Origin of the sequence: Streptomyces hirsutus, assembly GCF_001418415.1 — a bacterium.
GTDB lineage: Bacteria > Actinomycetota > Actinomycetes > Streptomycetales > Streptomycetaceae > Streptomyces > Streptomyces hirsutus.
In genome coordinates, this window is the sequence record NZ_LIQT01000464.1 from 1 (window position 1) to 17,914 (window position 17,914).

The window sequence follows — 17,914 nt, forward strand, 5'->3', positions numbered from 1 at the left end:
GGGCGGGGGGCCGCGCAGGCGGCGCAGGCGGCGAGCGCGGTGATGAGGGCGCAGACGGCTGCTGCCCGGCGTACCGATGTGATCACTGCATGAAGATATGAGCGGTGTTATGGCATTTCTCCGTGTTCGTGGTGAGCGCTCCGTGGTGTCACTCGGGTGGCTGAGCCCTGGTGCGGCGCTTCCCCGCCCTCCGCTTGCGGCGCGGAGCGGGCGGGGCTAACGTACAACCAAATGGTTGTAGATGGATTGACCGACGAGACCGTGGACCGGCTGTTCCACGCCCTGGCCGACGCGACGCGCCGCGACATACTCCGTCGTTGTGTGCGGGGTGAGCTGTCCGTGTCACGTCTGGCCGAGGCGTACCCGATGAGCTTCGCCGCGGTGCAGAAACACGTCACGGTGCTGGAGCGGGCCGGTCTGGTCACCAAGCAGCGCTGCGGCCGGGAGCAGCTCGTGCGTACCGACCCCGACGCGGTGGACAGGGCCCGGCAGGCCCTCGACGAGCTGGAGACGGCCTGGCGGTCGCGCGTGGACCGGATGTCCGGTCTGCTGGCGGACGACGCCGGAAGCGATGCCGGAAGCGATGCCGGAACCGCGGCAGGGTCCGGCGACGACAAGGAACCGACGGAAGGACAGGACCGATGACCGTCACGAGCGTGGACAAGGATGTCGACCGGCTGACCCTCACCGTGATCGCGGACTTCACCGCACCGGTCGAGAGGGTGTGGCAGCTGTGGGCCGACCCGCGGCAGCTGGAGCGCTGGTGGGGGCCGCCGACCTACCCGGCGACCGTGGAGGAGCACGACCTCACCCCGGGCGGAGAGGTCAGGTACTTCATGACCGGTCCGGAGGGCGAGAAGTTCGGCGGCTGGTGGCGGGTCGCGACGGTCACGCCGCCCACCGCCCTCGAGTTCACCGACGGCTTCTCCGGCCCGGACGGCACACCGAACCCCGAGATGCCGACCACCTCGGTACGGATGACCCTCAGCGAGCGCGAGGGCGGGACCAGGATGGAACTGCGCTCGGTCTTCGACACCCGGGAGCAGATGGAGCAGCTGGCCGAGATGGGCATGGTCGAGGGGCTGCGGCAGGCGATCGGGCAGATGGACGACCTGCTGGTGGCCGCCTGAGCCGTGTACGGACCGCCGGGGCCGGCCGGGGCACCCTGTCCCGGCCGGCCCCGTGCCGTCATCGCCGCCAGGGCCCCGTGACCGCGAACGTCGTGCCCGGGGAGTAGCAGTTGACGTACATCGTCCGGCCGTCGGGGGAGAAGGCGACGCCCGCGAACTCGCCCCACTCCGGCTTCTCGGGCGTTCCTACGTTCTGCCGATTGCGGGCCAGCGCGTACACCTCGCCGTGCCGGGTGACGCCGTAGACGTGCTGCGCGCCGCCGCCGTCCTCGCAGACCATCAGGCCGCCGCTGGGGGCGAGGCAGATGTTGTCCGGTGACTCGCCGGGGAGCCGTACGTCGGTGTCCGGCCCGAAGACGATCACCAGCGTCAGCCGGCGCCGGTCCGGGTCGTAGCGCCAGATCTGCCCGTAGTGGTCGCCGGCCGAACCCTCCGCGCTGCGGGCGAAGGACGACACGAAGTACACCGACCGCCCGCCCCAGTAGCAGCCCTCCAGCTTCTGCGCGTGCGTGATGCCGCCGGTGCCGAAGTCCTGGAAGCGAATGGGTGTCTCGGCGGCCAGCGGGTCCGGTACGTCCACCCACTCGATGCCGTCGAACCGGGCGCCCGTCTCCTGGACCGAGGACAGGTCCGGCACCCCGGGCACCCGCATCGCCTGGAGCCGGCCGCCCGCGCGCAGCGAGCCGGTGCCGCCCAGCGGCTTGTCGGGCAGGAACCGGTAGAAGAGGCCGAAGGGCCGTTCGAAGGCGTCCTCCGTCTCGTAGACGACGCCCCGCTTCGGGTCGACCGCGACCGCCTCGTGCTGGAAGCGGCCCATCGCGGTCAGCGGCACGGCGCCCGTGCGGCGCGGATCGGCGCCGTCGACCTCGAAGATGAACCCGTGGTCCTTGGTGTAGCCGTTGGTGCCCGCCTTGTCCTCGGTCTCCTCGCAGGTCAGCCAGGTGTTCCAAGGAGTCGGCCCGCCCGCGCAGTTGACGGCCGTACCGGCGATCGCGACCCGCTCCGAGCGCACCTGGCCGCGGGAGTCCAGGGTCAGCGACGTACAGCCGCCCTTGCCCTCCGGGTCGTAGGTCAGGCCCTTGACCACCGGGACCGGGGTCCTGCCGTTGGCGCGGTTCTCGTGGTTGCGGACCAGATGGACGCGGCCCTGCCCGCCCGCGAAGGCGGCCATGCCGTCGTGGTTGGAGGGGACGGGACCCTCTCCGGAGCGCAGGGGGTCGCCCTCGCGGGAGAGCACCCGGTAGCGGAAACCTTTCGGCAGGTCGAGGAGTCCGTCGGGGTCGGGGGCGAGCGGGCCGTAGCCGTGATGGCCGAGGTTCTGCGCGGCGGCGGCAGCGGGGGTGAACAGCTCGGAGAGGGCGCCGGAGAACGCGATGCCGATGCCCAGGGCGCCGGAACGGGCGAGCAGCTGACGTCGTGTCGAGGGCAGGAATCCGGTGTCGGACCCTGTTTCCGGCATGCCTGTTTCTGACATGGAGGAACCTTCCTGCTGGCGGACAGGAACTACGGTCCCGCCGTGTCTATCACCTGCCGTGAGTCACGGGAACCACGCGCGGAGCACGTGTCACGCGTCTGTCCGTGGGCGGTCACGCGTCACGCGTCCGGGGCCGGGGCGAGGCCGGGGTGGGTGCGGGCACAGGGCCGGAGCCCGTACCGAGGCCCGTGTCCGTGGCCAGGCGCCCGAAGTCCGGGACCGGGCGATCGGTGTCCGGGGGCCGGTTCCCGCCCTTGTCCCCGTCCGCGGTTTCGGCGAGGTCCCCGTCCCGGCCGGCCGGCGGTCCGGGTTCCTCGAGGGCGTGTTCCTGTTGCGCCGCCGGCTGGGCGGCCCGTTCCAGGAAGCGCAGCAGTTCGACGGGGAAGGGCAGCACCAGCGTGGAGTTCTTCTCGGCCGCGACCGCCACGATGGTCTGCAGCAGCCGCAGTTGCAGCGCCGAGGGCGTGTCCGCCATCTGCTGCGCCGCCTCGGCCAGTTTCTTCGACGCCTGGAGTTCGGCGTCGGCGTTGATGACCCGGGCGCGGCGCTCGCGGTCGGCCTCCGCCTGGCGGGCCATGGACCGCTTCATGGTGTCGGGCAGCGAGACGTCCTTGATCTCGACGCGGTCGATCTGCACGCCCCAGCCGACCGCCGGGCTGTCGATCATCAGCTCCAGGCCCTGGTTCAGCATCTCCCGGTTGGACAGCAGGTCGTCGAGATCGCTCTTGCCGATGATCGAACGCAGCGAGGTCTGCGCCATCTGAGAGACCGCGAACCGGTAGTCCTCCACGTTGACCAGCGCCGCGGACGCGTCCACGACCTTGAAGTACACCACCGCGTCCACCCGCACCGTCACGTTGTCCCGGGTGATGCCCTCCTGCGCGGGCACCGGCATCGTGACGATCTGCAGATTCACCTTGTGCAGCCGGTCCACGAAGGGAACGATCACCGTGAACCCGGGCGGACGTGACTTGCCCTGCAGCCGGCCGAGGCGGAAGACCACCCCGCGCTCGTACTGCTTGACGACCCGCGCCGCCGCGGCGAGATAGGTGAGGCCCGCGGCACCGGTTACGGCGACCGCGGCGAGCAGCTCTTCGACCATGACGACCTCCCGTCAGAGGCCTGCTTCACACGCTTGCGCTCACTCCTGCCACGATATGCCCGTGGCCCCGGCCGGGGCCACGGGTGAGGCCACGCAGTCGACGGGCGAGGAAGCGGCTACGGGGTTCCCGTGAGCCGGCCCGCGTCCCGGGCCAGGGCGGTGAGGCGGGAGATGGCCCGGAAGTACTTCTTCCGGTAGCCGCCCTTCAGCATTTCCTCGCTGAACAGCTGGTCGAACGGCAGCCCCGAGGCGAGCACGGGCACCTCGCGGTCGTAGAGCCGGTCGGCGAGGACGACGAGACGCAGTGCCGTCGACTGGTCCGGTACCGGCCGGACACCGGTGAGGCACACGGCGGCGAGTCCGTCGGTCAGGGCGCCGTACCGGCTGGGGTGCACCTTCGCGAGGTGGTCCAGCAGGTCCGCGAAGCCGTCCAGGGAGGCGCCCTCGGTGGCGTACGCCGTCTTGGACACCAGTTCGTCGGTGTACGGCGGCGGCGCCTTCGGCAGGCCGCGGTGACGGTAGTCCTCGCCGTCGATGCGCAGGGCGCGGAAGTGGGCCGACAGGCCCTGGATCTCGCGCAGGAAGTCGGCCGAGGCGAACCGGCCCTCGCCGAGCTTGCCCGGCAGTGTGTTGGAGGTGGCGGCGAGCGCGACGCCCGCCTCGACCAGCTTGCCGAGCAGGGTGGAGACGAGCACGGTGTCGCCGGGGTCGTCCAGCTCGAACTCGTCGATGCACAGGAGCCGGTGGCCCGAGAGGGTCCGCACCGTCTGCTGGAAGCCGAGGGCGCCGACCAGGTTGGTCAGCTCCACGAAGGTGCCGAACGCCTTGAGTGCGGGCTCGGCCGGGGTGGCGTGCCAGAGGGAGGCCAGCAGATGGGTCTTGCCGACGCCGTACCCGCCGTCGAGGTAGACGCCGCGAGGGCCGGCCGGGGCGGGCTTCGCCGCCTTGCCGAAGCCGAACAGCCTGCGCTTGCCGGAGCCGCCGGCTCCGGGTCCGCCGAGACCCGCCGCGAAGCCTTCGAGGACGCGCACGGCCTCGGTCTGGCTGGGCTGGTTCGGGTCCGGTATGTACGTGCCGAAGCGGACCGCGTCGAACCGCGGCGGCGGCACCATCTCGGCGACGAGCCGGTCCGCGGGGACGTGCGGCTCACGGGCGCACAGGGACAGCGGGACCGCTTCGGCCGTGGCACCGGGCCGGGATGCGGGGGAGGAGGACGACACGCTTCCTCATACTACGGGGCGTGGAACACTGCACGTCATGCGACGCCTGTTCCCTGTGACCGACGAAACAGCAGCTCCCGGCGGGAGGTCCGGTACGTCCGGAGGCGGCCGTGGCGGCCCCGGAGGCGGTGGAGGCGAGGACGGAGCCGGCCGGGAGTGGAGCCTGGCCGAACTGGCGGCCGCGTACGCCTACCCGGAGGCGGGGGCGGGCTCGGGGCCCGGCGGGGGCCGGGAGCCGTGGCTGCGGGCCAACATGGTGTCCACGCTCGACGGTGCGGCCCAGCACGAAGGCCGCTCGCAGCCCATCTCCTGCCCCGCCGACATGCGGATCTTCGGCACGCTGCGGGCGCTGGCGGACGTCGTGCTCGTGGGTGCGGAAACGGTTCGGCAGGAGGGCTACCGTCCGGCACGCGCGCGTGCCGAGTTCGCGGCGGCGCGGGAGGCGGCCGGGCAGGGGCCGGCGGCGGCGGTCGCGGTCGTGTCCGCGAGCCTGGACCTGGACTTCTCCCTGCCGCTGTTTGCCTCCCCGCTGGTGCCCACCCTGATCCTGACCGGCTCCGCCGCGCCCCCGGACCGGGTCGCGGCCGCCGAGGCGGCCGGGGTCCGGGTCGTGACCGCGGGAGAGGGGGCCGGCGTGGACCCGGGGCGTGCGGTCCGGGCCCTCGCGGAGCGGGGGTACACCCGGCTGCTGACCGAGGGCGGCCCGCGACTGCTGGGGCAGCTGGTGGCGGCCGGGGTGCTGGACGAACTCTGTCTGACCGTCGCCCCGATGCTCACCGCGGGTGATGCCCAGCGCATCGCCGGGGGGCCCGCTGTGACACTTCCGCGGCGTTTCACGCTGAAGTCGATGCTGGAGGAGGACGGCTTCCTGTTCACGCGGTACGCACGGCCCTGATCCCGGTGTGGCCGGAGGGGTCCGGACGCGGCCGGGTGTGGCCGGAAGCCGCAGGGTTCCGCGGCCGGAAATGTGCGGAAACGGGTTCGATGGTTACCGCTGGTCCGGTAATCGGCGGAATGTTTCGTTCCGCTTGATGTCGCGACGGGCAGACTGAATCCGGCAGTGCCCGTGCGAACACGGGGCAGGATGGTTTCCGCAGGGCCTGGCTCGGCCCACGAGAAAGAGGGCCCGCAGCCCTCCGAGGAGAAGGGGCGCCTGGTGTTCACAAGCGTACTGATGATCGAGAAGGCCCTGACGTCCGCCGACGTGGACTTCGTCACCACCTTGCACGGCGACGAGGGGGTCACCTTCCAGGTGCTGCTCCAGCCGCGCGGGGAGCAGGCGGACCGGCTGCTGCGGGCCATCGACGACGTGGCCCTCGGCGAGCTCGACGACGCCGTCCGCGAGGGGGAGACCCCCGAGGGCGAGGAGGCCAAGACCATGGGGGAGCGGGCCCTGGAGGTGTCCCTGCAGGCGCTGCGCGCCGCCGGCCACGTGGCCGAGGGCCGGCTGATCGAGAACCACCCACTGGACGCCCTGAGAGCGATGGTCCAGGAGGCCGGGGCCGACGAGGTGATCGTGCTCACCGATCCGCACTACGTGGAGGAGTTCTTCCACCGCGACTGGGCCTCCCGGGCCCGGCACAAGGTGGGGGTGCCGGTGCTGAAACTGTTCTCGCACAGCAAGGCATAGGCTGGGGCGGCGCCTTCGCACGAGGGCGCCCGGACCCTCGTCCCGCTCGTCGCACCACTCGTACGACCCGTACCACTCGTCACCACTGGGGAGAAACACGCATGGCACCCGGCCTTCCTACCGCCATGGACCGACCGCACTTCATCGGCATCGGCGGAGCCGGGATGTCGGGCATCGCGAAGATCCTCGCCCAGCGCGGCGCCGAGGTGGCGGGCAGCGACGCCAAGGAGTCCGCCACCGCCGAGGCGCTGCGCGCGCTGGGTGCCACCGTGCACATCGGGCACGCCGCCGGACACCTGGCCGACGACGCGAGCTGCGTGGTCGTGTCGTCGGCGATCCGCGAGGACAACCCGGAGCTGGTCCGCGCGGCCGAACTGGGCGTGCCCGTGGTCCACCGCTCCGACGCGCTGGCCGCCCTCATGGAGGGCCTGCGCCCGATCGCGGTGGCCGGCACCCACGGCAAGACCACGACCACCTCCATGCTGGCCGTCTCCCTGACCGAGCTGGGCCGCCGGCCGTCGTACGCCATCGGCGGCGACCTGGACGTACCCGGTTCCAACGCGCTGCACGGCGACGGCGAGATCTTCGTCGCCGAGGCGGACGAGTCCGACCGCAGCTTCCACAAGTACGCGCCCGAGGTCGCGATCATCCTCAACGTGGAGCTGGACCACCATGCCAACTACGCGTCCATGGAGGAGATCCACGAGTCCTTCGAGACCTTCGTCGCCCGGATCGTGCCCGGCGGCACACTGGTGATCTCGTCGGACCACGAGGGCGCGCGGGAACTGACCCGGCGCCTGCGTGACGCGGCGGGCTCCGCCGAGGCCGCCGGTTCCGTGCGGACGGTGACGTACGGGGAGTCGCCGGACGCCGACGTGCGGGTGACGTCGGTCGTCCCGCAGGGGCTGAAGAGCGAGGTGACCGTCGAGTTCGAGGGCACCCCGCTCACCTTCACGGTGTCCGTCCCGGGCCGCCACTACGCGCACAACGCCGTGGCCGCGCTCGCCGCGGGCGCCGCGCTCGGCATCCCGGCCGCGGAACTGGCCCCGGCGCTGGCCGCGTACACCGGCGTGAACCGGCGCCTCCAGCTCAAGGGCGAGGCGGCGGGCGTCCAGGTCATCGACTCCTACGCGCACCACCCGACCGAGATGACGGCCGACCTGGAGGCGATGCGCGCCGCCGCGGGCGACGCCCGCATCCTGGTCGTCTTCCAGCCGCACCTCTTCTCCCGCACCCGGGAACTGGGCAAGGAGATGGGCCAGGCCCTGGCCCTGGCCGACTCCTCGGTCGTCCTCGACATCTACCCGGCCCGCGAGGACCCGATCCCCGGCGTCACCAGCGAGCTGATCATCGACGCGGCGCGGGCGGCCGGCGCGGACGTGACGCCGGTGCACGACAGGACGGAGATCCCGGAGGCCGTCGCGGGAATGGCGAAGCCCGGTGATCTGGTTCTCACCATGGGAGCGGGCGACGTCACCGACCTCGGCCCGCTGATCCTGGACCGTCTGTCGAAGTAAGCGCGTCGAAGCAGGAATGCCGGCGTAAGAGGAGAAGGGCTGGAGGCTCATGTCGTACGACGTGGAGAAGCCGGACGAGCAGTGGCGCGCGGAACTGTCGCCGTCCGAGTACACCGTGCTGCGCCAGGCGGCCACGGAGCCGGCCTTCACCGGTGAGTACACCGACACCAAGACCGAGGGCGTGTACGCGTGCCGCGCCTGCGGCGCCGAACTGTTCACCTCGAAGACCAAGTTCGAGTCGCACTGCGGCTGGCCCTCGTTCTACGACCCGCGGGACTCCGAAGCGGTCGAACTGATCGAGGACCGGTCGCACGGCATGGTGCGCACCGAGGTGCGCTGCTCCCGCTGCGGCTCGCACCTCGGGCACGTCTTCGAGGGCGAGGGGTACGCGACGCCCACGGACCAGCGGTACTGCATCAACAGCATCTCGCTGAAGCTGGAGCCCACCGAGGGCTGATCCGCACACCGCACTGATACCGAAGGGCCGCCGGGATTCCCGGCGGCCCTTCGGCGGTCGGCGAAAGCCCCGCCCTACCAGCCGGTGCGCAGCAGATGGTTGAGGAGCAGGGCGAGGACCGCCTGCCCGGCGAGCCAGGTGCGCGGGGCGGGCAGCAGGGCACCGGTGGGGAGCAGCCAGAACACGAACGGCAGCCAGATGCGTTCCGTCTCGGCCTTGCTCATCCCGGACAGATCGGCGATCAGCAGCGCGAGCAGCGCCGACAGCACCAGCAGGGCGAGGCGGGGGACCGGGCCGCCGGTGAGCAGGGCGGGCCACCGCCGGGCCGGCAGGCCGCCCACGCACCGGCGCAGTCCCGCCACCGTCGCCGGGCCGGCGATCAGCACCGTGCAGGCGAGGTTCGCCCAGATCCAGTACCCGTAGGGCCGGACCCCGCCCGCTCCCTGGTGGTAGCGGGTCACCAGCAGCCGGTACGCCTCCCACCAGTCGAAGCCCAGGACGGCGAACGCCACCGGTACCACCAGGAACCCGGCGACCAGCGGAGGCAGCGGCCGGGGCAGGAACCGGGGTCGCCGGCGCCACTCGCCCAGCAGCAGGACCGCCGCGCCGATCACCGCGAACAGCGTCAGCCCGTAGGACAGGTACACGGTCAGTCCGAACAGCAGTCCCGAACCCAGGCCGCTCCAGGCCGGCCGGTGCCCGGTCACGGCGAGGGCGAGCAGGGCGACCGCCCAGGCGGCGACCGCCGTGAAGTAGCCGTCGGCGGACGTGCCCACCCACACCGCGGCCGGGGCGAGCACCAGGAACGGCGCGGCACGGCGGGCCAGGGACTCCTCGGTGAGCGCACGTACGGCGACCAGGACCGCCACCGCCGCCGTGGTGCCGACGGTGATGCAGAACGCGCCGGCCCAGCCTCCGCCGCCCAGACCGGCCCGGTCGAGCAGGACGAAGGTGAGGGTCGCGCCCGGAGGATGCCCGGCCACATGGGCGGGCCAGTTGTCCGGGGCGTCGAGCAGGATGTGCCCGCTGAAGCCGCGCAGGGTGCCGGGGATGTCCTGGAAGCGGTCGACGGCCCGCAGATACTCATGCTGTGTCGTCAGCTGCTCGGCGACGCCGCGGAACCAGCCGTCGACGAGGGCGAGCGACCACGTCCAGGCCAGCGACATCCCCCACACGGTGAGGAGCAGTGGTCGCCAGGACAGACGGGCCGCCAGGGACGGGCCGTACACCACCGCGGCGGCCGCCACGACCAGCGCCGCCGGCGTGCCCGGCCCGACGTGCGGCGACCAGTGGGCCAGCAGTGGCGGCCAAGGGACCTGCAGCGTGCCGTCGCGGCGCTGGACGGCGCCGCCGATCAGCACGGCGGCCAGGACGAGCAGCGCGGCCGCCACGACCACGGCGAGATCCCGGACGAGGCCACGCCGGTCGGGGGGAGGAGCGAAGGGCCGGACGGCCGGGGGATGATCACGGGTCACGCCGTCACGCTAGGCCGGACGTCCTCCGCCGGGCGGCTGACGAGGGGGGACGTCAGAGTTTCGTCATCGTTCGCCGGCCCTTTCCGGGGTGCTCCGGTCCTACGGTCGGGGCATGGCACGTTCGTCACGGCCCTCCCTGCCCGAAGACCTCCCCGCCGGTCCTTCCGCCGCTCTGCGGCGCGGCGGCGCCCCGCGTGGCCCGTTCTCGCCGGGCTTCTGGCGCAGCCCGGTGCGCGGCACCCCGTTCACCTCGGTGCTCGGACTGGTGCTCCTCGTGGGCCTCACGGTCCTGTTCCTGACGGGACTCCTGTCGTACGCCGCGTACAACCCGGGCCTGTCGCCGGTGAACGACAAGACCCCCGACAAGGGGATCCTCGGCTTCTACCTCTTCTCCTGGCCGACCGACCCGCCCTGGCTCTACCGGCTCACCCAGGGCGTCCACGTCACGCTCGGGCTCACCCTCGTCCCGGTGCTGCTGGTCAAGCTGTGGTCGGTGGCGCCCAGGCTGTTCACCCTCCCGCCGGTCCGCTCGGTCGCCCACGCCCTGGAGCGGATCTCGCTGCTCCTCCTCGTCGGCGGGGCGCTGTTCGAGTTCGTCACGGGCATCCTTAACGTTCAGCTCGACTACCTCTTCCCCGGCTCCTTCTACGCGCTGCACTTCTACGGCGCCTGGGTGTTCTTCGGCGCGTTCGTCGTCCACGCGGTGCTGAAGACGCCGGTGGCGCTGCGGAATCTGCGGCGGCTGCGGGAGGAGCGGAAAGGCGCGGGGGAGAGCGGCGAGGAAGAGCGCGACGTGGGCGGGGGCGAGGGCGAGGGCGACGGCAGGGACGACCTGGCGGCCCCCGAGCCGGATCCGCCGACGGTTTCGCGGCGCGGGGCGCTGGGGCTGGTCGGCGGCGGTTCGCTGCTGCTGTTCGCGACCTCCGCCGGACGCAGCTTCGACGGGCCGCTGCGCGAGACCGCCGTTCTCACCCCGCACGGCGGCCCCGAGCCCGGCACCGGACCCAACGCCTTCCAGATCAACAAGACGGCCGCGTACGCAGGTATCCACCCGGCCGAGACGAGCGAGGACGCGTGGCGGCTGGTGGTCGCCGGGCGGACGGGCACCGTCCGGCTGGACCGCGCCGGCCTGCTCGCCCTGCCGCAGCACAGTGCGGCACTGCCCATCGCCTGCGTGGAGGGCTGGTCCACCTCCGACCAGTGGTGGCGGGGCGTACGGCTGCGGGACCTCGCCGCGCTCGTCGGCCACGACGACCCGGTCGACGTCTTCGTGGAGTCGTTGCAGCGCCGTGGCGCCTTCCGGCGCGCAGCGCTGCGCGCCAACCAGGTCGGCGACCCGCGTTCCCTGCTGGCCCTGTCCGTCAACGGCGAGGAGCTGTCCCCCGACCACGGCCACCCGGCGCGGATCATCGTCCCCGGCGCGCCCGGCGTGCTCAACACCAAATGGGTCGCCCGGCTGACCTTCGGCGACCTGTGAGGAACCTGCCCGATGACACGGTTCGTTCGGTCCACGCGGTTCACGCGGTACTCGCGGCCCGGGCCGCGGTGTGCGGCAGTGCTCGGCAGTCCTCCCCGAATCCTCCTGCTGCTCTGCTCGTTCGCCCTGTGCGGGTATGCGGGGGTGCGGCTGCTCGACGGCGACCGGCTCCTGATCGCCCTGTGGTTCGTGGGCGCGGCCGTGCTCCATGACCTGGTCCTGCTGCCCCTGCACGCGGCGGCCGACCGCGCGCTGGTGAAGGGCGCCGGCCGGCGCCGGGGGCGGATCAACCACGTACGGGTTCCGGCCGCCCTGTCCGGACTCCTTCTGCTCGTGTGGTTCCCGCTGATCACGGGCAGGGTGTCGGAACGTTACCCCGGCGCCACGGGGCTGTCCGCCGGCAGCTACGCGACCCGCTGGCTGATCCTCACGGCCGTCCTGTTCGCAGGCTCGGCGGTCCTGTTCGCGGTGCGGTCCCGGGGACGGCGCCGGCGGCGTGAACGCGTGGGGGACGGGCGCCCGCCGGTCGACGACTGACAGTGCGCCGGAGGGGACAAGGGGCGGGTGGCCGAGGTGTGGAGCCTCGGCCGCCCGCCCTTCTCCGTACGAGGATCAGTGCGCAGGCCGGGCTGGCGGCCGGCCGGTGCGCAGCGCCACGAAACAGCGGTCGCCCGTCGACCACCGGGCGTCGGTGTGCCAGCCCGCGCGGTCCGCGTGCCGCAGCAGGGCCGGGGTGCCGAGGCGGGCCCAGCGGAAGGGCGGGCCGGGGGTGCCCCGGGCGTCGGTGACCTGGACCAGGACGTGCTCGTCGACGTCCGGCTGCGGTGCCGTCTCGGCGATCAGCAGACCGCCCGGTGCGAGCAGGCGGGCCAGCCGGTCGAGCAGGGCGGGTGGATCGCCGCCGATGCCGATGTTGCCGTCCATGAGCAGGACGGTTCCCCAGCGGCCGGTGCCGGGCAACGGGTCGAAGACGGAACGGCGCAGCGCCTGCCCGCCGCAGCGGACGGTCCGTGCGACCGCGGCCTCGCTGACGTCGATGCCCAGTCCCCGCCTGCCCTGGGCGGCCAGCGCCGCGACCAGACGGCCGGGCCCGCAGCCCACGTCCAGCACCGTGCCCTCGCAGCGCTCGAGCACCTCCAGGTCGGCGGCGTCGGCCGGCGCGCACCACCGCTCGACGTCCAGGGGCAGCAGCCACCCGTCCGTACGGCGCAGGAACAGCGGTCCCCGGCCGGTGCGCAGGGCGTCGGAGTAGGGGTCGGCGGACCAGGAGCGCTCGGGAGAGGCCTCCGGCGGACCGGGCGTCCGCTGACGGCCGACGGATACGGCCGTCGCCGGTACGGAACGCACCGGTACCGCGCTCACCGGTGCGTCGCCGTCAGCCGTGCCAGCCGGGCGGCGAACCGTCCGCCCGGTGCCGCGCCGGCGACCGCCTCGGCGTCGTACGCCGTGTCCACGTCCCGCAGCCGCGGCAGTTCCCGCACCCTCAGGTGCGCGAGCCGCCGCCGCTGCACGGCGCCCGTGTCCGGCGCCGACATGGGGACCCCGCGCAGCAGGCCGGGGTCGGGCGCGGCCAGGCCGAGCGCCCAGAAGCCGCCGTCCTCGGCGGGACCGAAGTACGCGTCGCAGTCCGCGAAATCCACGGTGAGCAGCTCCGGAGTCACCTGGGGCGTGTCCATCCCGATGAGGAGGGCGGGTCCGTCACACCGTGCGAAGGCCGCGGCAAGCCGTTCGTCGAGGCCGCCCGCGCACTGCGGTACGACCTCGATGCCGGTCGGCAGCCAGGGCCCCGGGGCGCCGTCCAGCACCAGCACCCGCCGCCGCGCGGGCGTGCGCACCACGACGTCCAGGGTGTCCGCCAGCGCGGCCTCGGCGAGCCACGCCGCCTCCTCGGGCGTGAACGGCGGCGTCAGCCGGGTCTTGACCCGGCCCGGACGGGGTTCCTTCGCGATGACGAGCAGGGTCATGGAGCCGAAGGAGGCGCCGGGCGTCACGGAGGAGCGCTCGGAGGACTCGCACGGCTCGGACGAATCGGTCGGCTCGGTCGGCCTGATCGGACCGATCGGCTCGGTCACGAGGCCACCCCCGTACGCTCCGGCGCCTCCTGCAGCACCCGGCTCATGTCCCGTACGGCCTGGAACGTACCGCGCCAGGTGCCCGTCACCTTCGAGGCGCCGGAACGGGGCAGGTATGGGACATCGTGCTCGGTGACCCTCCAGCCCGCGTCGGCGGCCCGCACCACCATCTGGAGCGGATAGCCGCTGCGCCGGTCCGTCAGACCGAGGGCGAGCAGGTCCGTGCGCCGGGCCGCACGCAGCGGACCGAGGTCGTGCAGCCGCAGCCCGGTGCGGCGGCGCAGTAACCGGGCGAGCGCGAGATTGCCCGCGCGGGCATGGGCCGGCCAGGCGCCCCGCGCCTTCGTCCGGCGCCTGCCGAGCACCAGGTCGGCCTCGCCGGCCCGGATCTCCCGGACGAACGGCACCAGGTCGGCCGGGTGCAGAGAGGCGTCGCAGTCGCAGAAGCACACGATGTCGGCGGTGGCCGCGGTCAGCCCCGCGTGGCAGGCAGCTCCGAAGCCCCGCCGCTTCTCGCGGACGACGGTCGCGCCGAACTCGCGGGCGATCCGGTCCGAGCCGTCCGTCGAACCGTTGTCCACGACGAGCGCGCGCCAGCCGGGCGGGACGCGTTCCAGCACCCACGGCAGGGCCTCGGCCTCGTCGAGACAGGGCAGGACGAGGTCCACGCCCGCCGACGGCTCCTGCGGCGATCCGGATGAGGGTGAGGCGGAGGAGGAGAAAGGGGAGGTGGTCACGGGCTTCACCCTACGAACGCGAACCAGGCATACCGGACATCGCCTTCTTACGAAACGCGGACGTCGGCGGCCGGCGGCCGACGTCCGCACGCGCGTGGTGCGAGGCTGGCCGCATGGAGCAGCAGCAGTCACCCGCGAAGCCCGGCGCCCGGGTCCTCGTCGTCGACGACGACCCCACCGTCGCCGAGGTCGTCTCGGGCTACCTCGACCGCGCCGGATACGTCGTCGACCGGGCCGGCGACGGTCCCGACGCGCTCACCAGGGCGGCGGGCCACTGGCCGGACCTCGTCGTGCTCGACCTGATGCTGCCCGGCATGGACGGCCTGGAGGTGTGCCGCCGGATGCGCGGCCGGGGGCCCGTGCCGGTCATCATGCTCACCGCGCGCGGCGACGAGGACGACCGCATCCTCGGCCTGGAGGTGGGCGCCGACGACTACGTGACCAAGCCCTTCAGCCCGCGCGAACTGGTGCTGCGCGTCGAGTCCGTACTGCGCCGCGCCCGCCCGGCGGCCTCTCCCGTGTCCGGTGTTCTGCGCGCCGCCGGGCTCCAGGTCGCCCCCGCCGCCCGCCGCGCCACCAAGCACGGCACCGAACTGGCACTGACCGTACGCGAGTTCGACCTCCTCGCGTTCCTGCTGCGCAACCCCGGGCGGGCCTGCACCCGGGAGGAGCTGATGCGGGAGGTATGGGGCTGGGACTTCGGCGACCTGTCCACCGTCACCGTCCATGTGCGGCGGCTGCGCGGCAAGGTCGAGGACGATCCGGCGCGGCCCCGTCTCATCCAGACGGTGTGGGGCGTCGGCTACCGCTTCGACCCGGCGGCCGGGGGAGAGTGACCGTGCGCGACACGCTGCTCATCGCCCTGTTCGCCTTCCTCGGCGCCGCCGCGGCCGGGGTGCTCGGCGCGTGCGTCCTGCTGCTGATCCGGCGGTGGACGCTGACCGCGCATCTCGCGGTGGTCGCGGCCGTCGCGGTCACGGCGATGCTCGCGGGCACGCTGGCCGTCGCCCGGGCGATGTTCCTCTCGGCGCACGACCTGACCGTGGTGACGACCGTCGTCGCGATGGCCGCCGTGGTCTCCATGGCGACCGCGCTGCTCCTGGGCCGCTGGGTCGTCGCCCGCAGCCGGGACCTGGCGCTCGCCGCCCGTTCCTTCGGCGAGGGCGGGGAATTCGCCGCCCCCGCCGGCCCGGCCACCGCCGAACTCGTCGCGGTCAGCAGGGAGTTGCAGGCCACCAGCCGCAAGCTCGCCGAGTCCCGGGACCGTGAGCGTGCCCTGGAGTCCTCCCGGCGTGAACTCGTCGCCTGGATCTCCCACGATCTGCGCACCCCGCTCGCCGGACTCCGCGCGATGGCCGAGGCGCTGGAGGACGGCGTCGCCGCCGATCCCGAGCGTTACCTCGGCCAGATCCGCACCGAGGTAGAACGGCTCAACGACATGGTCGGCGACCTCTTCGAACTCTCCCGCATCCACGCGGGCGCCCTCACCCTGTCCCTCTCCCGGATGTCCCTGTACGACCTGGTCGGCGACGCCCTCGCCGGCGCGGACCCGCTCGCCCGCGAACACGGTGTACGGCTCGTCGACGACCGCGTCGAGTCGGTACCGGTGGAGGTGGACGGCCGGGAGATGAGCAGGGTCCTGGGCAACCTGCTGGTCAACGCGATCCGCCGGACACCGGCCGACGGCACCGTCGCCGTCGCGGCCGAACGCTCGGCCGAGGGCGTGGTCCTGTCCGTGACGGACGGCTGCGGCGGTATCCCCGAGGAGGACCTGCCCCGTGTCTTCGACACCGGCTGGCGCGGCACCCACGCCCGTACCCCACCCGCCGGCGCGGGCCTCGGCCTCGCCATCGTCCGCGGCCTCGTGGAGGCCCACCGGGGCACTGCCACCGTCCGCAACGTCACCGGCGGCTGCCGCTTCGAGGTGACCCTTCCGACCGCGGAGGCCTGACCCGGCCGCAGCGACTCGCCGTCCGCCCGCCGCGCGCGGTCGCGCGATGCGCCTGACGCGCGCAGGCCGTCTACTGCGACTGCCGCCGGCTGCCGTCGTTGCCAGGGCTTCAGTCCCCCCTCAACCCCGCCGCCGCGAACTCGCGCATCCCGTCCTCGAAGGTGACCTCCGGCTTCCAGGACAGGTCGGTGCGCAGGCGGGAGGAGTCGGCTGTGATGTGGCGGACGTCGCCCAGGCGGTATTCGCCCGTGACGACCGGTTCCGGTCCGCCGTACGCCGAGGCCAGGGCGCGGGCCATCGCGCCGACCGTGTGGGGCGTGCCGCTGCCCGTGTTGTACGCGGTGAGCGCGCCCCGCGCCGTATCGGCCTCCAGCGCCGCGACATTGGCCGACGCCACGTCCCGTACGTGGACGAAGTCCCGGCGCTGACGGCCGTCCTCGAAGACGCGGGGCGTCTCACCGCGGGCCAGCGCCGAGCGGAAGAAGGAGGCCACACCCGCGTAGGGGGTGTCGCGGGGCATCCGGGGACCGTAGACGTTGTGGTATCGCAGGGACACCGCGGTCCCGCCCGTCGAGCGGGCCCACGCGGCGGCCAGGTGTTCCTGCGTCAGTTTGGTCGTGGCGTACACGTTGCGCGGGTCGACGGGAGCGTCCTCGCCGACCAGGCCGGGGGAGAGGGCCGCCCCGCAGACGGGGCAGAGGGGTTCGAACCGTCCGGCCGCGAGGTCGGCGACCGCGCGCGGGCCCGGACGCACCGCCCCGTGCCGGGCACAGGAGTAGCGGCCCTCGCCGTACACCACCATCGACCCCGCCAGGACGAGGCGGCCCACGCCGGTCTCCTCCATGGCGGCCAGCAGCACCGCGGTGCCCAGATCGTTGTGGGAGACGTAGTCGGGGGCGTCGGCGAAACCGGTCCCGAGGCCGACCATCGCCGCCTGATGGCAGACGGCGTCGACACCGGACAGGGCGTCGCGCACGGCACCGGCGACGCGGACGTCCGCCGCCGGATCGGTGCGGACGTCGTACACCACGGGCTCGTGCCCGCGCGCCCGCAGCGCCTCCACGACGTGGGACCCGATGAACCCGGCACCGCCGGTGACCATGACACGCATACGCCCACGCTAGGCCGCGCCCCCACCCCGGAGCAGCTCCGGGGCCCGCATGTCACCGGTCCGTAAGACCCGTCCGGCATCAGCGGCCCGTGGGACCGGGACCGTCGAACGGCAGCCGTACGGTGAAGACCGTCGGCCCCGGTCCGCCGGTGCTCAGCTCGATGTCGCCGCCGTGCGCCCTGGCGGGCGGTGAGGAACACCACCGGCAGCATCGCCCGGGAACCGCGCCGGTCCAGTACGCCGAAGCCGTCGACGTCGGGCAGCATCACGTCGAGCACCACGATGTCCGGCCGGAACGCGGCGGCCCGACGCAGCGCCTCCTCACCGGAGGGGTCGGTGACGGCCTCCCCGCCCTCGTACCGGGCAACGGTCGCCATCAGGTCGGCTGTCGGCGGATCGTCGTCCACGGCGAGCAGTCGTACTTTCTCCACCCGCGCCCATACTGGGGTACCCGGCCCCGGAGGGGGTTCGAAGAGCGGGTTCGCGGAGAGTTTCCCGTGGTGGGCGCTGGGCAGGCGGCGGCGTGGGGCGGCCCGCCCGGCGGTCGGGACGTCCCGACCG

Annotated in this window: 18 protein-coding genes and 1 pseudogene; 10 read left to right on the forward strand and 9 right to left on the reverse strand. The window is 73.2% G+C overall.

Translation table 11 applies throughout. The features are described 5' to 3' along the window. Positions 1 to 231: 231 nt before the first annotated feature. Positions 232 to 645, forward strand: a complete 414-nt coding sequence (locus AOK11_RS30810) for an ArsR/SmtB family transcription factor (protein WP_055596982.1) — start codon at positions 232 to 234, stop codon at positions 643 to 645. Beyond that, positions 642 to 1,130: an SRPBCC family protein gene (locus tag AOK11_RS30815; RefSeq protein WP_055596983.1), complete on the forward strand. Its 489-nt coding sequence runs from the start codon at positions 642 to 644 to the stop codon at positions 1,128 to 1,130. The genes AOK11_RS30810 and AOK11_RS30815 overlap by 4 nt, the downstream gene beginning before the upstream one ends. A gap of 58 nt (positions 1,131 to 1,188) precedes the next feature. Here the strand turns inward: AOK11_RS30815 and AOK11_RS30820 are convergent, their stop codons facing one another. From AOK11_RS30820 to zapE, 3 genes are all read right to left on the reverse strand, one after another. Next, positions 1,189 to 2,589 (reverse strand): PhoX family protein, encoded by a 1,401-nt coding sequence (locus AOK11_RS30820; protein WP_055596984.1) that lies wholly within the window; start codon positions 2,587 to 2,589, stop codon positions 1,189 to 1,191. Between the two features lie 127 nt (positions 2,590 to 2,716). Beyond that, on the reverse strand, positions 2,717 to 3,706 hold the full coding sequence (locus AOK11_RS30825; protein WP_063793549.1) for a slipin family protein: 990 nt from the start codon (positions 3,704 to 3,706) through the stop codon (positions 2,717 to 2,719). Between the two features lie 116 nt (positions 3,707 to 3,822). Next, positions 3,823 to 4,926, reverse strand: a complete 1,104-nt coding sequence (gene zapE / locus AOK11_RS30830) for a cell division protein ZapE (protein WP_055596985.1) — start codon at positions 4,924 to 4,926, stop codon at positions 3,823 to 3,825. 37 nt (positions 4,927 to 4,963) lie between these two features. On the opposite strand from zapE, the gene AOK11_RS30835 reads away from it, so the two are divergent. From AOK11_RS30835 to msrB, 4 genes are all read left to right on the forward strand, one after another. Beyond that, a complete protein-coding gene (locus tag AOK11_RS30835) occupies positions 4,964 to 5,821 on the forward strand; it encodes a pyrimidine reductase family protein (protein WP_055596986.1) in 858 nt (285 codons plus the stop codon). A gap of 261 nt (positions 5,822 to 6,082) precedes the next feature. Continuing rightward, positions 6,083 to 6,556 (forward strand): indole-3-glycerol phosphate synthase, encoded by a 474-nt coding sequence (locus AOK11_RS30840; protein WP_206188963.1) that lies wholly within the window; start codon positions 6,083 to 6,085, stop codon positions 6,554 to 6,556. 101 nt (positions 6,557 to 6,657) lie between these two features. After that, positions 6,658 to 8,073 (forward strand): UDP-N-acetylmuramate--L-alanine ligase, encoded by a 1,416-nt coding sequence (gene murC, locus AOK11_RS30845; protein WP_055596987.1) that lies wholly within the window; start codon positions 6,658 to 6,660, stop codon positions 8,071 to 8,073. A gap of 49 nt (positions 8,074 to 8,122) precedes the next feature. Further along, entirely contained in the window at positions 8,123 to 8,530 is a 408-nt protein-coding gene (msrB, locus tag AOK11_RS30850; RefSeq protein ID WP_055596988.1) for a peptide-methionine (R)-S-oxide reductase MsrB, read from the forward strand. 74 nt (positions 8,531 to 8,604) lie between these two features. On the opposite strand, the gene AOK11_RS30855 is transcribed toward msrB, so the two are convergent. After that, a complete protein-coding gene (locus AOK11_RS30855; RefSeq protein ID WP_055596989.1) occupies positions 8,605 to 10,005 on the reverse strand; it encodes a hypothetical protein in 1,401 nt (466 codons plus the stop codon). A gap of 112 nt (positions 10,006 to 10,117) precedes the next feature. On the opposite strand from AOK11_RS30855, the gene AOK11_RS30860 reads away from it, so the two are divergent. Together AOK11_RS30860 and AOK11_RS30865 are read left to right on the forward strand one after the other, a co-directional pair. Then, positions 10,118 to 11,482, forward strand: coding sequence for a molybdopterin-dependent oxidoreductase (locus AOK11_RS30860; protein ID WP_079035193.1), 1,365 nt, complete (start codon positions 10,118 to 10,120; stop codon positions 11,480 to 11,482). Between the two features lie 78 nt (positions 11,483 to 11,560). Continuing rightward, the gene (locus tag AOK11_RS30865) at positions 11,561 to 12,019 is read left to right on the forward strand and encodes a hypothetical protein (protein ID WP_055596990.1); all 459 of its coding nucleotides are present in this window, start codon (positions 11,561 to 11,563) and stop codon (positions 12,017 to 12,019) included. A 75-nt stretch (positions 12,020 to 12,094) separates the two neighbouring features. Here the strand turns inward: AOK11_RS30865 and AOK11_RS30870 are convergent, their stop codons facing one another. From AOK11_RS30870 to AOK11_RS30880, 3 genes are all read right to left on the reverse strand, one after another. Next, positions 12,095 to 12,829: a class I SAM-dependent methyltransferase gene (locus AOK11_RS30870; protein ID WP_055596991.1), complete on the reverse strand. Its 735-nt coding sequence runs from the start codon at positions 12,827 to 12,829 to the stop codon at positions 12,095 to 12,097. A gap of 11 nt (positions 12,830 to 12,840) precedes the next feature. Beyond that, a complete protein-coding gene (locus AOK11_RS45585) occupies positions 12,841 to 13,446 on the reverse strand; it encodes a TIGR04282 family arsenosugar biosynthesis glycosyltransferase (RefSeq protein ID WP_055596998.1) in 606 nt (201 codons plus the stop codon). A gap of 104 nt (positions 13,447 to 13,550) precedes the next feature. Continuing rightward, positions 13,551 to 14,300, reverse strand: coding sequence for a glycosyltransferase family 2 protein (locus AOK11_RS30880; RefSeq protein WP_420903030.1), 750 nt, complete (start codon positions 14,298 to 14,300; stop codon positions 13,551 to 13,553). Between the two features lie 104 nt (positions 14,301 to 14,404). Here AOK11_RS30880 and AOK11_RS30885 point away from each other — a divergent pair, with 104 nt between their 5' ends. Then, a complete protein-coding gene (locus tag AOK11_RS30885; RefSeq protein ID WP_055596993.1) occupies positions 14,405 to 15,127 on the forward strand; it encodes a response regulator transcription factor in 723 nt (240 codons plus the stop codon). 2 nt (positions 15,128 to 15,129) lie between these two features. Next, complete coding sequence (locus AOK11_RS30890) at positions 15,130 to 16,242, forward strand: sensor histidine kinase (protein ID WP_055596994.1); 1,113 nt, start codon at positions 15,130 to 15,132, stop codon at positions 16,240 to 16,242. Between the two features lie 109 nt (positions 16,243 to 16,351). Here the strand turns inward: AOK11_RS30890 and AOK11_RS30895 are convergent, their stop codons facing one another. Both AOK11_RS30895 and AOK11_RS40880 read right to left on the reverse strand, forming a co-directional pair. After that, positions 16,352 to 17,353, reverse strand: coding sequence for an NAD-dependent epimerase/dehydratase family protein (locus tag AOK11_RS30895; protein WP_055596995.1), 1,002 nt, complete (start codon positions 17,351 to 17,353; stop codon positions 16,352 to 16,354). 107 nt (positions 17,354 to 17,460) lie between these two features. After that, a pseudogene (locus AOK11_RS40880) lies at positions 17,461 to 17,784 on the reverse strand (response regulator); the annotation flags it as partial. Between the last annotated feature and the right edge of the window lie 130 nt (positions 17,785 to 17,914).

What these genes read in the sequence shown, in the direction of transcription:
- AOK11_RS30810 (WP_055596982.1), top strand. Translation starts at nt 232, where the DNA reads ATGGTTGTAGATGGATTGACCGACGAGACCGTGGACCGGCTGTTCCAC.
- AOK11_RS30815 (WP_055596983.1), top strand. Translation starts at nt 642, where the DNA reads ATGACCGTCACGAGCGTGGACAAGGATGTCGACCGGCTGACCCTCACC.
- AOK11_RS30820 (WP_055596984.1), bottom strand. Translation starts at nt 2,589, where the DNA reads ATGCCGGAAACAGGGTCCGACACCGGATTCCTGCCCTCGACACGACGT.
- AOK11_RS30825 (WP_063793549.1), bottom strand. Translation starts at nt 3,706, where the DNA reads ATGGTCGAAGAGCTGCTCGCCGCGGTCGCCGTAACCGGTGCCGCGGGC.
- AOK11_RS30835 (WP_055596986.1), top strand. Translation starts at nt 4,964, where the DNA reads ATGCGACGCCTGTTCCCTGTGACCGACGAAACAGCAGCTCCCGGCGGG.
- murC (WP_055596987.1), top strand. Translation starts at nt 6,658, where the DNA reads ATGGCACCCGGCCTTCCTACCGCCATGGACCGACCGCACTTCATCGGC.
- msrB (WP_055596988.1), top strand. Translation starts at nt 8,123, where the DNA reads ATGTCGTACGACGTGGAGAAGCCGGACGAGCAGTGGCGCGCGGAACTG.
- AOK11_RS30860 (WP_079035193.1), top strand. Translation starts at nt 10,118, where the DNA reads ATGGCACGTTCGTCACGGCCCTCCCTGCCCGAAGACCTCCCCGCCGGT.
- AOK11_RS45585 (WP_055596998.1), bottom strand. Translation starts at nt 13,446, where the DNA reads ATGACCCTGCTCGTCATCGCGAAGGAACCCCGTCCGGGCCGGGTCAAG.
- AOK11_RS30885 (WP_055596993.1), top strand. Translation starts at nt 14,405, where the DNA reads ATGGAGCAGCAGCAGTCACCCGCGAAGCCCGGCGCCCGGGTCCTCGTC.
- AOK11_RS30895 (WP_055596995.1), bottom strand. Translation starts at nt 17,353, where the DNA reads ATGCGTGTCATGGTCACCGGCGGTGCCGGGTTCATCGGGTCCCACGTC.